14 protein-coding genes are annotated in these 14863 nt (G+C 69.2%); 3 read left to right on the top strand and 11 right to left on the bottom strand.

Annotated features, from left to right (window positions below; translation table 11 throughout):
• Positions 1–115: 115 nt before the first annotated feature.
• Complete coding sequence (locus WFM69_RS05160) at positions 116–544, bottom strand: DUF1761 domain-containing protein (RefSeq protein ID WP_337002363.1); 429 nt, start codon at positions 542–544, stop codon at positions 116–118.
• Positions 545–663: 119 nt separating this feature from the next.
• Here WFM69_RS05160 and WFM69_RS05155 point away from each other — a divergent pair, with 119 nt between their 5' ends.
• Together WFM69_RS05155 and WFM69_RS05150 are read left to right on the top strand one after the other, a co-directional pair.
• Positions 664–2325: a glycoside hydrolase family 13 protein gene (locus tag WFM69_RS05155; RefSeq protein WP_337002361.1), complete on the top strand. Its 1662-nt coding sequence runs from the start codon at positions 664–666 to the stop codon at positions 2323–2325.
• 81 nt (positions 2326–2406) lie between these two features.
• Positions 2407–3414, top strand: coding sequence for a LacI family DNA-binding transcriptional regulator (locus WFM69_RS05150; protein ID WP_337002359.1), 1008 nt, complete (start codon positions 2407–2409; stop codon positions 3412–3414).
• A 100-nt stretch (positions 3415–3514) separates the two neighbouring features.
• Here the strand turns inward: WFM69_RS05150 and WFM69_RS05145 are convergent, their stop codons facing one another.
• From WFM69_RS05145 to fdxA, 4 genes are read right to left on the bottom strand one after another with little or no spacing between them, the layout of a single operon-like run.
• Positions 3515–4144: a superoxide dismutase gene (locus WFM69_RS05145; RefSeq protein ID WP_337002357.1), complete on the bottom strand. Its 630-nt coding sequence runs from the start codon at positions 4142–4144 to the stop codon at positions 3515–3517.
• Positions 4145–4156: 12 nt separating this feature from the next.
• On the bottom strand, positions 4157–4675 hold the full coding sequence (locus WFM69_RS05140; RefSeq protein WP_337002355.1) for a flavin reductase family protein: 519 nt from the start codon (positions 4673–4675) through the stop codon (positions 4157–4159).
• On the bottom strand, positions 4672–6021 hold the full coding sequence (locus tag WFM69_RS05135; RefSeq protein WP_337002353.1) for an FAD-dependent oxidoreductase: 1350 nt from the start codon (positions 6019–6021) through the stop codon (positions 4672–4674). Before WFM69_RS05135 ends, WFM69_RS05140 begins: the two co-directional genes overlap by 4 nt.
• On the bottom strand, positions 6018–6344 hold the full coding sequence (gene fdxA / locus WFM69_RS05130) for a ferredoxin (protein ID WP_337002350.1): 327 nt from the start codon (positions 6342–6344) through the stop codon (positions 6018–6020). Before fdxA ends, WFM69_RS05135 begins: the two co-directional genes overlap by 4 nt.
• A gap of 81 nt (positions 6345–6425) precedes the next feature.
• Between fdxA and soxR the strand changes: the two genes are divergently transcribed.
• Positions 6426–6875, top strand: a complete 450-nt coding sequence (soxR, locus tag WFM69_RS05125; RefSeq protein WP_337002348.1) for a redox-sensitive transcriptional activator SoxR — start codon at positions 6426–6428, stop codon at positions 6873–6875.
• A 126-nt stretch (positions 6876–7001) separates the two neighbouring features.
• Here the strand turns inward: soxR and WFM69_RS05120 are convergent, their stop codons facing one another.
• From WFM69_RS05120 to WFM69_RS05095, 6 genes are all read right to left on the bottom strand, one after another.
• Positions 7002–9248: a glycoside hydrolase family 3 N-terminal domain-containing protein gene (locus WFM69_RS05120; RefSeq protein WP_337002346.1), complete on the bottom strand. Its 2247-nt coding sequence runs from the start codon at positions 9246–9248 to the stop codon at positions 7002–7004.
• Positions 9248–10375, bottom strand: a complete 1128-nt coding sequence (locus tag WFM69_RS05115; protein WP_337002344.1) for an ABC transporter permease — start codon at positions 10373–10375, stop codon at positions 9248–9250. The genes WFM69_RS05120 and WFM69_RS05115 overlap by 1 nt, the downstream gene beginning before the upstream one ends.
• 1 nt (position 10376) lies before the next feature.
• Positions 10377–11465, bottom strand: coding sequence for an ABC transporter permease (locus tag WFM69_RS05110; protein ID WP_337002342.1), 1089 nt, complete (start codon positions 11463–11465; stop codon positions 10377–10379).
• Positions 11462–12268 carry an ABC transporter ATP-binding protein gene (locus WFM69_RS05105; protein ID WP_337002340.1) on the bottom strand — a complete coding sequence of 269 codons (807 nt, stop codon included), beginning with the start codon at positions 12266–12268 and terminating at the stop codon, positions 11462–11464. Before WFM69_RS05105 ends, WFM69_RS05110 begins: the two co-directional genes overlap by 4 nt.
• A complete protein-coding gene (locus WFM69_RS05100) occupies positions 12265–13089 on the bottom strand; it encodes an ABC transporter ATP-binding protein (RefSeq protein ID WP_337002339.1) in 825 nt (274 codons plus the stop codon). The genes WFM69_RS05105 and WFM69_RS05100 overlap by 4 nt, the downstream gene beginning before the upstream one ends.
• Before the next feature lie 73 nt (positions 13090–13162).
• Positions 13163–14821 (bottom strand): ABC transporter substrate-binding protein, encoded by a 1659-nt coding sequence (locus WFM69_RS05095; RefSeq protein WP_337002338.1) that lies wholly within the window; start codon positions 14819–14821, stop codon positions 13163–13165.
• Positions 14822–14863: the final 42 nt, after the last annotated feature.

The following is a 14863-nucleotide window of genomic DNA, read 5'->3' as shown; positions in this document are numbered from 1 at the left end:
CGAGACCAGCCTGACAGCGGCGGCCATGCCGGCAGAAGCGGCGAAAGTCTAGTGTTCCCGTTCCACAAGTCGAGAGGGCGCGCCGTGAACCGTCGCGCGACCTCGGCGTGCCGACCTAGCCCAGGGCCGGCGGCCAGACCCCGATGATGATCGCCATGACCACGACCGTGACGAGCTCATGCGCGATGTTCAACGTGGTCAGCCTGGTCGAGCGGCCCTCGAACGCATCGTGTGTGATGAAGCGCGCAGCGGTGAACCCCGCCCACAGCGTGACGGCGGTGACGATCGCACCCCAGAAGTAGGAGCCGCCGTAGAAGTGCCAGGCGATGGCGGATGCGCCGGCGAGCACCCATGCCGTGATGAAGCTCACGATCACCGTGGTGATGATGGGCCAGGCCGCGGTCGCCGCCGGTCGGTCCATGTCGACGTTCGCGAGCTTCGACCAGCGGGTGCCGAACACGCCGCGGGCGTACCAGACCGAGCCGACGAGCATGCTCGACGCGGTCGCCAGCAGCACTGCCCAGTAATTGATCTCCGGCACCATGACAGCCTCCACTCATCGGATGCCGCCACCATACTCCCGCGGCAGGACAGCGCCTCGGCTCCGAACCGATTCGATCCCCATGCTGGCATGTATGTAAGCGTTTGCAGTAGCCTGTTCGCATGGCACAGCTTGAGCAGATCGCAGCCCCCGGTTCCGAGTGGTGGCGCAGCGCCGTCATCTACCAGATCTACCCCCGCTCCTTCGCCGACGCCTCGGGCGACGGCATCGGCGACCTGCCGGGCATCACCAGCCGACTCGACTCCCTCCAGGAGCTCGGCGTCGACGCGATCTGGCTGAGCCCTTTCATGACCAGCCCGCAGCGCGACGCCGGCTACGACGTGGCCGACTACCGCGACGTCGACCCGCTGTTCGGCACGCTCGCCGACTTCGACCTGATGCTCGAAGAAGCACACGCCCGCGGCATCCGCGTCGTCGTCGACCTCGTCCCGAACCACTCGTCCGACCAGCACGTCTGGTTCCAGGAAGCCCTCAAGGCCGCACCGGGAAGCCCCGAGCGTGCGCGCTACATCTTCCGCGACGGCAAGGGCGAGAACGGCGAGCTCCCGCCGAACAACTGGGAGTCGGTGTTCGGCGGCGGCATGTGGGAGCGCGTGACCGAGGCCGACGGCACCCCCGGCCAGTGGTACCTGCACATCTTCGACGCCACGCAGCCCGACTTCGACTGGACCAACGAGGAGGTGCGCGAGGAGTTCCGGTCCATCCTGCGCTTCTGGCTCGACCGTGGCGTCGACGGCTTCCGGGTCGACGTGGCGCACGGCATGATCAAGGCCGACGGCCTCCCCGACTACACGCCCCCGAGCGACGCGGACTCCATGGGCGGCGGCGAGTCGAACGTGCCGTACTGGGGTCAGGACGGCGTGCACGACATCTACCGCGACTGGCACAAGGTGCTGGCGGAGTACGACGGCGACCGCGCCCTGTGCGGCGAGGCCTGGATGCCGACCCTGAAGCAGACCGCGCTCTGGGTGCGCCCGGACGAGATGCACCAGACGTTCAACTTCCCGTACCTGATGACGGAGTGGGACGCGAAGAAGCTGGGCGACGTCATCCGCGAGTCGCTCGACGAGTTCGGCGCTGTCGGCGCTCCGAGCACCTGGGTGCTCTCGAACCACGACGTCGTGCGCCACGCCTCGCGACTCGCGCTGACGGACGACAACCCGCAGGGCGAGGGCATCGGCCCGAAGACGCCGCACAAGCCCGACACGGCCATCGGCCTCGCACGCGCCCGCGCTGCGACGACCCTGATGCTCGCGCTTCCCGGCTCCGCGTACCTCTACCAGGGCGAAGAGCTCGGACTCCCCGAAGCCATGGAGATCCCCGACGAGTTCCGTCAGGACCCCACCTGGTTCCGCACCAACGGCGAGCGCTACGGCCGCGACGGCTGCCGCGTGCCCCTGCCGTGGGAAGCGGATGCTCCGGCGTTCGGCTTCAACGACACCGGACTGTCGTGGCTCCCGCAGCCCGCGGAGTGGGCCACGTACGCCCGCGACGTCGAAGAGGTCGACCCCGGCTCGACGCTCGCGCTGTACAAGCGCCTGCTGGCCGCCCGTCGCGAGCACGGTTTCGGTGCCGGATCGCTGGTCTGGGAAGATGCCGGTCCCGACGCGGTCGCGTTCCGCCGCGGCGAGGTGCACGTGGTCGCGAATCTCGGCACCGCCCCGATCGAGCTGCCCGCCGGCGCCCTCGTGCTGCTGCAGAGCCAGCCGTTCGACGGCGGATCCCTGCCGATCGACACGGCCGTCTGGTACACCACGGCCTGACGCACGACCCTTCCGGTCGCGATCCTCACCCCCCCCCGGCGGGGCGGGGATCGCGACCAGAGCACTTTCGAAGAGGAACACATGGCCAGCATCGATGAGGTCGCCCGGCTCGCCGGAGTCTCCACCGCGACCGTCTCCCGCGCACTGAGCGGACGCGGCCACGTGTCCGAATCCGCCAAGGAGCGGGTGCAGGCCGCGGCCCAGTCGCTCGGCTACGTCGTCTCGTCCCGCGCCTCGAGCCTGGCATCCGGGCGCACGCGCAACGTCGGGGTCGTGGTGCCGTTCCTCGACCGCTGGTTCTTCAGCACCGTGCTCTCGGGCGTCTCGGCCGCTCTCATGCGCGCGGGCTACGACATCACGCTCTACAACATCACCGCCGACAAGGACGTGCGGCGACATGTGTTCGATACGTTCCTGCGACGCCAGCGCGTGGACGCCGTGATCGCGGTGTCGATCGAGCTCGACGAGGACGAGACGCAGTACCTGCTCGACCTCGGACTCCCGGTGATCGCGATCGGCGGCCCGAACCCCAAGCTCGACACCCTCACGGTCGACGACGTCGCGGTGGCGCAGCTCGCCACCGAGCACCTGATCAGCCTCGGCCACACCGACATCGCGCACATCGGGGCCAACCCCGAGTTCGACATCGACTTCCACATCCCCACCAATCGCCGACTCGGATTCGAGAAAGCGCTGGCGAAGGCCGGGATCCCCCTGAACCACACCTTCCTGGAGCCGGCCGACTTCACGGTCGAAGGCGGCTACCGTGCGGCGAAACAGCTGCTGGGACGGCCCGGTCCCCGCCCGACCGCAGTGTTCGCGGCGTCGGACGAGATGGCGATCGGGGCACTCCTCGCCGCCCGCGACCTCGGCTTCAGCGTGCCGGAGGAGCTGTCGATCGTCGGCATCGACGGTCATGAGCTCGGGGAGTTCTTCCGCCTGACCACGGTCGATCAGTTCCCGCTCGGTCAGGGCGAACGGGCGGCGGATGCGGTGCTGGCCAAGCTGACGACACCCGAGGCCGTGCACATCCCGTCGGCGCTGCCGTACGAGCTGAACGTGCGCGGCACGACCGCCCGCCTGCTGTAGCGCGCTCTGCCTGTCGCTTCCGCCGACCCGGCCCCTTGCGTGCGTACGAGAGGGGCCGGGTCGCGCAGAAGGGGCCGGGTCGGCGGAGAGTAGGGGCGGGTCAGCCCGCGACGATGAGGCCCTGGGTCGCGGTGCGGGCGGCCTCGAAGCGACGCTGCACGTCAGGCCAGTTCACGAGGTTCCAGAACGCCTTCACGTAGTCGGCGCGCACGTTGAGGTAGTCGAGGTAATAGGCGTGCTCCCACACGTCGAGCTGCAGCAGCGGCGTGACTCCCAGCGGCGCGTTGCCCTGCTGGTCGAACAGCTGGAAGATCACCGGGCGTGCGCCCACCGAATCCCAGGCGAGCACCGCCCAGCCCGAGCCCTGCACCCCGAGCGCGGTGGCCGTGAAGTGCGCGCGGAACGCATCGATCGACCCGAACGCGTCGACGAGCGCCGCCTCGAGCTCGCCCTCGGGAGCGCCGCCGCCCTCGGGCGACAGGTTCTGCCAGAACACCGAGTGGTTGATGTGGCCGCCGAGGTTGAACGCAAGGTCCTTCTCGAGCTTGTTGACGTTCGCGAGGTCCCCGGCGCTGCGGGCGGTGGCGAGCTGCTCGAGCGCGGTGTTCGCGCCGGTCACGTATGCCTGGTGGTGCTTGGAGTGGTGCAGCTCCATGATCTTGCCGGAGATGTGCGGCTCGAGGGCCGAGTAGTCGTAGGGCAGTTCGGGGAGCGTGTAGAGCGTGGTCATGACGGTTTCCTTTCAGAGGGCGGTGTCGTGCGTGTTGTGCGGAAGGGAGTGGAAGCGGCGGTCGAGGTAGACGAGCGGGCGGCCCGGTGAGCCGGGCAGCACCTCCAGCACCTCGGCGATGACCACGGTCGAGGAGCCGACCGGGACCGTCTGGATCGGGCGGCAGCGCAGCGCGACCCTCGCCTCGGGGAGGTGCGGCTCACCGGTCGGGAGCGTGTCCCACCCCTGCTCCGGCGTGAAGCGCTCGGCGCCGCTCACCGCGAAACTCTGCGCGAGGGCGGAGTGCTCATCGTCGATGAGGTGCACGACGAAGGTCGCCGCCCCCAGGATGGCGCCCGCACTGCCGGTGGCGCGGGTGACGGAGAACACGATCGCGGCAGGGTCGACCGCCACGGACGCGACGCTCGACGCCGTGAGACCCACCGGGCCGTCCGGGGTCGGTGCCGTGATGATCGCGACGCCGGCCGGATGCGTGCGGAACGCGTCCTTGAGCCCTTCGCCGACCGGGGTGGGTACGGGTGTGACGGTCATCGACCGGCCTCCATCATCTGCTCTTTCGTGGCGTGAGCGAGCATCTCGGCACGCTCCACTATCTTCGTCCGTTCGCGACCTCGCGCGGTTCCGGCGTCGCGTTCGGCGGCGTCGATGCGGAGCCAACCGTCGAGGTCGACGGCATCGGCGAGGTGGGCGATCGGGTCGTCATCGCGCACGGCGCTCTCGACGGCGGCGAGGTCCTCGACCAGGTGCGCGACGGTCTGCGCGGCATCCGACTTGGTCGAGCCGATGAGGCCGACCGGGCCCCGCTTGATCCAGCCCGTGGCATACAACCGCGGGATCGGGGTGCCGTCGGCATCCACCACGCGCCCCTCGACATGGGGCACGACGCCGCGTTCGGCGTCGAACGGCACGCCGGGCACCGCGGTGGAGCGGTAGCCGACCGCACGGTAGACCGCCCCCACGTCGTAGCGCAGCAGCTCGCCCGTACCGACCATGCGGCCCAGCTCGTCCGACGCGGTGCGCTCCAGCTCGATGCCGGTCACGCGCCCCCTGCCGAGCAGGCGCACCGGACGTTGCCGCAGATGCAGGTGGATGCGGCGCGAGGCCGTCCGGGAGGCCGGATCGAGCGCGGCCCACTCGGTCATGGTCCGCACGATGATGCGGCGCTGCGAGAACTGCGCGATCATCCGCTCGGCATGCTCATCCAGGGCGAGCTCCGACGGATCGACGATCACATCCACGTCCTCCTGCTCGGCGAGCTCGCGCAGCTCCATCGCGGAGAAGCGCACGTCGGCCGGTCCTCGCCGCGCGAACAGGTGCACGTCGCGCAGCGGGCTCGCGGCGAGCTGATCGAGCACCGCGTCCGGGGTGTCGGTGTGCGTCAGCGTGGCGGCGTGCCGGGCCAGGATCCGCGTGACGTCGAGCGCCACGTTGCCCGCCCCCAGCACCGCGACCGACTCGGCGGCGAGCGGCCAGGTGCGCGGCGCATCCGGGTGCCCGTCGTACCAGGCGACGAAGTCGGCGGCGCCGAAGGATCCGGGCAGGTCGATGCCGGGGATGTCGAGCGCGACGTCGAGATCGGCGCCGGTGGCCACGATCACCCCGTCGTAGGCGGCGCGGAGCTGGTCGAGGTGGATGTCGACCCCGAGCTCGACGTTGCAGCGCAGTCGGATGCGCGGGTTCACCAGCACGTCGTGCAGGGCATCCGTGATCTTGCGGATCTTCGGATGGTCGGGCGCGACGCCGTAGCGGACCAGGCCGTACGGGGTGGGCAGCTTCTCGAACAGGTCGACCGTGGCGGTGGGTGCCGCGGCGAGCAGGATGTCGGCCGCGTAGATGCCGGCCGGCCCCGCCCCCACGACCGCGATGCGCGGGCTCATGCGTGCGCCTCCTGCGGCGGGAGCGCGGCGATGATCGGGTGGTCGAACGAGAGCATCCCGGTCTTGGCGGCGCCACCGGGAGAGCCGAGCTCGTCGAAGAACTCGACGTTGGCCTTGTAGTAGTCCTGCCACTCATCGGGCAGATCGTCCTCGTAGAAGATCGCCTCGACCGGGCACACCGGTTCGCAGGCACCGCAGTCCACGCATTCGTCCGGGTGGATGTAGAGGGATCGCTCCCCCTCGTAGATGCAGTCGACGGGACACTCGTCGATGCAGGCCTTGTCCTTCACATCTACACATGGCAGTGCGATCACATAGGTCATCGCGGGAGCTCTGTTCGGGTCACGGTTTCCACCGTAAAACCTCAAGTACACTTGAGGTCAAATCCGGAGGAAGGACTCAGGTTGACGCCACACGCCCCCGACGAGCCGCTGACGATCGGCGAGATGACCCGACGCACCGGGGTCGCCGCATCCGCCCTGCACTTCTACGAGTCGCTGGGACTCATCGCCTCCACCCGCACACCCGGCAACCAGCGCCGCTACGCCCGTCACATGCTGCGGCGGGTGTCGCTCATCACGGTCGCCAAGCGCCTCGGCATCCCGCTGTCCGATGTGCAAGCGGCCTTCGCCGACGTGCCGCTGACCGAGACGCCGAGCCACGCCGACTGGCAACGCGCCTCGCGCCGCTGGAAGCGCGAGCTGGAGAAGCGCCGCGAAGGCATCGAGCGTCTGGAGCGCGAGCTGACCGGATGCATCGGCTGCGGCTGCCTGTCGATGAAGGCGTGCGGGCTGCTCAACCCCGACGACACCCTCGCCGACCAGGGCGCGGGCCCGCAGCGCCTCCGCGACTGACGCGCACCCCCGCCACAGCCCGCCGAGCCACCCCTTTGCGCGCCACCCGGCCCCTTGCGTGCGAGCGCAGAGGGGTGGCTCGCACGCAAGGGGGTGGTTCGGCGAAAGGGGTGAAGGGGAGAACCCTCAGGCGACCTCGAAGTCGGCGGAGAGGAGCACCTCGTCGCGCGAGCTCGGGCCGACCAGCAGCTCGAACGTGCCCGCCTCGACGATCCGCTCGCCCGCGGCATCCACGATCGTGCAGTCGGCGACCGGCAGCTCCAGCCGCACCCGCACCGACTCGCCCGGTGCGATGTCGACCTGCCGGTAGGCCTTGAGCTCCTTGTCGGTCCAGCTCACGCTCGTGACCGAATCCCGCACGTACACCTGCACGGTCTCGCGCACGGGGCGCGTGCCGGTGTTGGCCACGGTGACGTGCCCGACGATGGTGTCGGACTCCGTCAGCGCCGTCGCCTCCAGCTCCAGGTCGGCGTACTCCACGGTCGTGTACGACAGGCCCTCGCCGAACGCCCAGGCGGGCGACTGCGTGAGGTCGGCGTACCGGTCGCCGTGCTGTCCGCGGATCTGGTTGTAGTACGTCGGCTGCTGACCCACGTGACGCGCGAACGAGATCGGCAGACGCCCGGAGGGCTCGACTGCTCCCGCGATGATGTCGGCGAGCGCCTGCCCACCCTGCATGCCGGGGCTCGCGGCCCAGATCACGGCGGCAGCCTGTGCGGCGGATGCCGGGAGCACGAGCGGCTTCGAGGCGAGCAGCACGATGACGACGGGCTTCCCGGTCGCGACGAGCGCGTCGATCAGCGCGTTCTGCCCGCCGATCATCTCGAGGGTCGCGGTCGAACGGCCTTCGCCCACGAGCTCGATCCGGTCGCCCACGACCGCGACCACGACATCGGCCTCGGCTGCGGCGGCCACGGCCTCGGCGATCAGCGCGGCGTCGGGGGCGCACGGCTTGACGACCGGCGGACGCGGCTGTTTGTCGGGGAAGTGTTTACCCCGGGGGTCGTCCTCCAGGGTGAGGATGTCGGCGCCGCGCGTGTGCGTGACGCTCCAGCCGTCCACGCCCTGGAGGCCGTCGAGCACGGTCGTGATCATGTCGCGGGGCTGCCCGTCGAGCCACCCTGCCTGGCCGGAGCCGCCGGCCCAGTCGCCGAGCTGCGTCTGCGCGTCGTCGGCGAGAGGCCCGGTGACGGCGATCCTGAGCGGCGCGGAGGCGTCGAGCGGCAGCACACCGTCGTTCTCGAGCAGCACGATCGAGCGCCGCGCGGTCTCCAGGTTCAGGGCGGTGTGCGCGGCACTGCCCACCACGGCGTCGAGCTCCGTGCCGGGCAGGCGCGGGTTCTCGAACAGGCCCAGCTCGAACTTCAGCGTGAGGATGCGGGCGGCGGCCGCATCGAAGGCGTCTTCCGCCAGCATGCCCTTCGCGACCGCGTCCAGCGCCCCCTCGAAGAAGGCCGGGGTGGTCATGATCATGTCGTTGCCCGCGCGCACGGCGGCGGCGGCCGCGTGCGTGATGTCCGGCTGGATGCGCTGCTCCCACACCATGCGTCCGACGTTGTCCCAGTCGGTGATGAGCGTGCCGGTGTAGCCCCACTCACCGCGCAGCACATCGCTGAGCAGCCAGTCGTTCGTGGTGATCGGCACGCCGTCGGTGGTCTGGTAGCCGAGCATGAACGTGCGGCATCCCTCGCGGGCCACGCGCTCGAACGGCGGCAGGAACCACGAGCGCAGCTTGCGGCGCGAGATGTCGGCCTCGCTGGCATCGCGTCCGCCCTGCGTCTCGGAGTACCCGGCGAAGTGCTTGGCGGTCGCGAGGATCGCGGTGGGGTCGTCGAGCCCTTCCCCCTGGTAGCCGCGCACCATGGCCGAGGCGAGCTCACCGATCAGGAACGGGTCCTCGCCGAACGTCTCGTCGATGCGTCCCCAGCGCAGGTCGCGGGCGATGCAGAGCACGGGGGAGAACGTCCAGTGGATGCCGGTGATCGCGACCTCCTCGGCCGTGGCACGGGCGACGCGCTCGACGAGCTCGGAGTCCCACGATGCGGCCATGCCGAGCTGGGTCGGGTAGATCGTGGCGCCGGGCCAGAACGAGTGCCCGTGGATGCAGTCCTCGCCCACCAGCAGGGGGATGCGCAGGCGGGTCTGGGCGGTCAGCTCGTTCGCGCGCAGGATGCGCTCCGGCGAGGTGTGCAGGATCGATCCGGCGTGACGGCGGCCGATGTGGTCGTCGAGGTCGTCGCGGGCGTCGAGCTGGAGCATCTGCCCGACCTTCTCCTCCACCGTCATGCGGCTGAGGAGGTCGGCCACGCGCTCCGGGATCGAGAGTGCGGGGTCCTGGTACGGCAGGACCGTGGTCAGTGTCTGAGAGGTCATCACTTCGTGTTCTGTGTCGTTGCGGTCGTTGCGGTCGTTGCAGTCGCTGGGGTGGTCGTGGTGGTCGGATCGGGGGTCTTGCCCGGCAGGGGCACGGCGCGCACGACCGTGACGGCGTCGTTCACGTTCAGCCCCTTCTTCTTCATGGCCCTGGCGCGCTCTCCGGCCGAACGCAGGCGCGGGTTGACGTACTCGTCGATGCCGAAGTTGATCAGCGACAGGGCCACGCCGATGATCGCGATGCAGAGACCTGCGGGGACGTACCACCACCACAGGCGCGGGAAGGCGCCGTTCTGCTGCGCCCAGAACAGGATGGTGCCCCAGTTGAGGTTGCTCACCGGGATCACCCCGATGAACGCGAGCGTGGTGAGGCCGAGGATCGCCGCGGTCACGGTGCCGACGAAGCTCGACGCGATGAGCGCCATGAGGTTCGGGAGCATCTCGACCGTGATGATGCGACGCAGCGGTTCGCCGTTGGCGCGCGCGGCCTGGATGAAGTCGCGGTTGCGCAGCGACATGGTCTGCGCGCGCAGCACCCTGGCGCCCCACGCCCATCCGGTGATGCCGAGCACCGCGGCGATCACGATCAGCGGCGGGTTGTCGAACTGCGAGGCGATGATGATGATCAGCGGGATGCCGGGGATCACCAGGAACACGTTGGTCAGCGCCGAGAGGGACTCGCTCTTCCAGCCGCGCACGTAGCCGGCGATGACGCCGATCGTGATCGCGATGATCGTGGCGATGAACGCAGCGAGGAAGCCGACGACGATCACCCCGCGGGTGCCGTAGATGAGCTGGCTCAGCACGTCCTCACCCATGTGGGTCGTGCCCAGCCAGTGCTCCCAGGACGGCGGCTGACGCAGCGCCGTGCGGTCCTTCTGCGTCGGACCGTACGGGGCGATCCAAGGCGCGAAGATCGCGATCAGCACGAACGCGCCGAGGATGATCAGGCCGGCGACCGACTTGGGGTTGCGGAACATCGCGAACGCCTGGCCGAGCTGCGACCAGAACGTCTTGCGCGGCGGGGGCGTGCTGGCCGGGGTGCGCAGCGTCGCGGTCTCCGGCATGCCCGAGATCACGGGCGAGCCGTCGGGCGCGGTGCTGTCGGTGGTCGTGGGAACGGTCATCTCAGGACTCCGTCTGGCGCGTGCGCGGGTCGAGGTAGGCGTAGACGACATCCGCGAGGATGTTGGCCACGAGCACCGAGAGCGTGATCACCAGGAACACGCCCTGCATGAGCGCGAAGTCCTTGGCGTTGGTGGCGTCGAGCAGCAGCTTGCCGATGCCCGGGTAGCTGAAGACCATCTCCATCACGATCGTGCCGCCGACGATGAAGCCGATCGACAGCGCGAAGCTCTGGATCTGCGGCAGCACCGCGTTGCGGGCGGCGTACGCCCACAGCACCCGCTTGTTGGGCATGCCCTTGGCCTGCGCGACCGTGATGTAGTCGTCGTCGAGCACGGTCAGCATCATGTTGCGCATGCCGAGCACCCAGCCGCCGAGCGACGCGACCACGATGGTGAGCGCCGGCAGAGTGCCGTGCATGATCACCTGGCCGATGAAGTCGAAGCTCCACTCCGGGGATTGCCCCTTGTCGTAGGCGTGCGAGGAGGGGAACCATTTCAGCGTCGAGGAGAAGATCGCGATCGCGATCAGGCCGAGCCAGAAGTACGGGATGGTGTTGAAGAATGTCGTCACCGGGATGATCGCGTCGAGCTTGCTGCCGCGCTTCCAGCCGACGACGGCGCCCGCGAGGGTTCCGATCGTGAAGGAGATGATGGTCGCGATGCCGACCAGGCCGAGCGTCCACGGCAGCGCCGCGGCGAGCACCTCGGCGACGGGGCGCAGGCCGTGCAGCGTCGAGATGCCGAGGTCGCCCCGCAGCAGCATCCCCCAGTACTCGATGTACTGCTGCCAGATCGACTTGTCGGTGTCGATGCCGAGCAGGATGCGCAGCGCCTCCTCGGCCTCGGGGCTCACGCTGCGGTTGCGGGCCAGGTACGAGCTGACCGCGTCGCCCTTCATGAGGCGAGGGATGAAGAAGTTGATCGTGATCGCGGCCCACAGCGTGAACAGGTAGAAGGCCGCTCGTCCGACGAAGAAGCGCCAGGGCACGCGACGGCGTCCGCGCTCGGCGGTCGTCGCGGTGGTGCCGACCTCGAGGGCGTCGCGCGCGACGAGGTCGTTGTCGTCGAGCTGGGGGAACGCGGTGCTCACAGGTCACCTCCGGTCGATGAGGCGTGCGCGAAGTGCTTCTCCGGGTCGGGAGAGGCCGCGCGCAGCTCGCGGGTGTAGGGGTTCTGCGGGTTGAGGATGACGTCGTCGGCGGTGCCGTACTCCACGACGCGCCCCTGGTTGAGCACCATGATCTCGTCGCTGAAGTGGCGGGCGGTGGCCAGGTCGTGGGTGATGTAGAGCACGCCGAGTCCCTCCTCGCGCTGCAGGTCGGCGAGCAGGTTGAGCACGCCCAGGCGGATCGATACGTCGAGCATCGAGACGGGCTCGTCGGCGACGAGCAGGGAGGGGCGGGATGCCAGCGCCCGGGCGATCGCGACGCGCTGCCGCTGTCCGCCGGACAGCTCGTGCGGGCGGCGATCGATCACGGCATCCGCATCCAGTCGCACCCGTTCGAGCAGGCGGCGCACCTCGGCCTCGGTGTCCTTCTTGGGCACGACGTCGTCGAGTCGGATCGGGCGCTCCAGGTGGTAGCGGATCGAGTGGTACGGGTTGAGCGAGGCGAACGGGTCCTGGAACACCATGCGCAACTGCTGCCGGTACTTCCGCAACCCCTTGCCGCGCCGCGGGATCGCGTTTCCGTCGAGCAGCACCTCGCCGGCGGTCGGGGTCTCCAGCTGGGTGAGGATCTTCGCGATCGTGGACTTCCCGCTGCCGGACTGGCCCACGAGGCCGATCGTCTGGCCGGAGGTCAGGGTGAAGCTGACGTCGTCGAGCGCCTTGATCTGGCCGGCGCCGCGGACGTTGTACGCCTTGGTGACGTGACGGAATTCGAGGGTGGTCATCGCACCAGCACCCCTCTCTCGCCGGTCAGTCGGGGGAACGACGACAGCAGCGTCTTCGTGTACTCGTGCGCGGGTTGCGTCCAGATGCGCTCGGCGGTCGCGAGCTCGATGATCTCGCCCTCGCGCATGATCGCGATCCGGTCGCTGATCTCGAGGAGGAGAGGAAGGTCGTGGGTGATGAAGATCACCGAGAAGCCGAACTCGTGCCGCAGCTGCGAGATCTGCTTGAGGATCTCCCGCTGCACCAGCACGTCGAGAGCCGTCGTGGGCTCGTCCATCACCATCAGCTGCGGACGCAGCGCGAGCGCCATCGCGATCATGACGCGCTGCCGCATGCCGCCGGAGAGCTCGTGCGGGAAGGAGCGCACGCGCTGGCGGCCGACCTTCACGATCTCGAGCAGCTCCTCGGCCTCGGCGCGACGCTGCCGACGGTTCATGTCGGGCCGGTGGATCTCGAACACGTCCTCCAGTTGCGAGCCGATCGTGGCGACCGGGTTGAGGGCGTTCATCGCCCCCTGGAAGACCATCGACACCTTGTCCCAGCGGAACCGCTGCATCGCGTCGACGTCGAGGGCGTTGATGTCGATGTCGACACCGGTCACGTCGTGGAAGGTGACGCTGCCGCTCGTGATCACGGCCGGGGCGCGGAGCAGGCGCTGCACCCCGTAGGCGAGCGTCGTCTTGCCGCATCCGCTCTCGCCGGCGAGTCCGAGGATCTCACCGCGCTGCAGTTCGAGGGTGACGTTCTTCACCGCCTCGACGGGCGGATCGACGTCGTACACGACCGAGAAGTCGCGCACGCTGAGCAGGGGGTCTGGCATGGCGGTGTCTTTCGTCGGCCCGGTGGGGAGCCCGACCCGTGTGGACGGGCCGGGCTCCCGCTCCGGATGGTGCTTACTCGGCGGGCTTGAGCTTCGTCAGGATCTGCACGATGTTCTGCTGAGTCGGATCGGCAGAAGCGTACGGGTCCTGTTCGGAAGGCCAACCGACGTAGTTGCGCGTGTTGAACTCGCCGAGCAGCGGGTGCGCGCCCAGCGGGATGGCCGGCACCTGCTCGGAGAAGATCGTCTGCAGCGTGTCGACCGCCGCGGTGCGCTCCTCGTCGGAGGAGGCGTTCGCGTAGGAGTTCAGCGCGGCCGTCGCCTCCGGGTCGTCGAAGCGGCCGAAGTTGAAGCCGGCCTTGCCGTCCGAGATCCAGCGCGGGTCCATGGTGGAGGTGTAGAGGCCGTATGCCGTGCCGCTGTCCTCGAGCCAGTGGATGATCGCGGAGAACGTGCCGTTGTCGCGGGGGTCTGCCCAGCCGCCCCAGTCCGGCATGTCGATCTTGACCTCGGCACCGATCGCCTCGGTGACGTCCTCGGCGATCAGCTCCTGCGCCGTGTTCCAGTCGCTCCAGCCGGACGGGACGGAGAGCGTGAACGACACGGGCGCGCCGTCGGGGTCGATCAGCGCGTCGTCCTTCCAGGTGTAGCCGGCCGTGGTGAGCAGGTCGCGCGCCTTCTCGGCGTCGACGGAGTACTCCTTGCCCACGAACTCGGGCTGGATCTCGTCCTCGAGGATCGACGACAGGCCGGTCACGGACCAGACCGCTTCACTCGCCCCTTCGCGAGCGATGTCGACGTACGAGTCGCGGTCGATCACCCAGGCGAGAGCCTGACGGAAGGCCGGGTCGTCGAACGGCTTCTGCTGCAGGTTCATGAACAGCGTCGCGGAGCCGGTGGTCGGGGCCGCCCAGAACTTGTTGTGCTCCGGGTCGGCGGAGAGGAACTGCTCCTCGATCTGCGGGATGAACGCCTGCGCCCAGTCCGCGTCGCCATTGGCGAGTGCGGTGGTGAGGGCGGTGTTGTCGCCGTAGGACACGTAGTGCAGTTCGGGCACGGCCAGGTCGCCGCCCCAGTAGTCGTCGCGGGCCTCGAGGGTGACCGACTCGGTCGACCAGTTCGACAGGACGTAGGGGCCGGTGCCGACCAGGTCGTCGCCCTTGACGGGGTCCGTGGCCGGGTCGTCGAGGTTCTCCCAGATGTGCTTCGGGACGATCGGCACGTGCAGGGCGCGGGCCTGGTTGACGTACTTCGATGCGGCGAAGGTCAGCACGACGTTCTCGCCGTCGACGGCAGCGCTTTCGAGCTGGAGCCCGGCGGTGTCCAGCGCGGGCGTGGAGGCGAGCTCGTAGGAGTAGACGATGTCGTCGGCGGTGAAGGGCTTGCCGTCGCTCCAGGTGACGTCCTTGCGCGGGACGACGGTGAGCTGCGTGTAGTCGTCGTTCCACTCGAGGCTCTCGGCGAGCCAGGGGGTGACGCCGCGGTCACCGGTCTGGTTCACGAGGGCGAGGGTCTCGAAGATGACCTTGCCGTAGCCGTACTTGGAGGCGGACGAGTCGCCGACGTACGGGTTGTTCGACTCGGTGGTGATCGCGCCGTCCGGCTTCGCGATGGTGAGGGCGGCGCCGCCGCTTCCGGCGTCGGATTCGCCGCCTGCTGCGCATCCGGCGAGGGCCGAGACGCTGAGGGCGGTGATCGCGGTCACGGCGATCAGAGACTTTCTGAGCTTCATTGCTTCTCCTAGGGCACTGGTCTTTGTGCTGTGTCACCGGCG

The sequence above is a fragment of the Microbacterium sp. LB12 genome (assembly GCF_037150835.1).
Lineage (GTDB): Bacteria > Actinomycetota > Actinomycetes > Actinomycetales > Microbacteriaceae > Microbacterium.
Note: the sequence above shows the minus strand (reverse complement) of the source record. Positions and strands in the feature narration are given on the sequence as shown.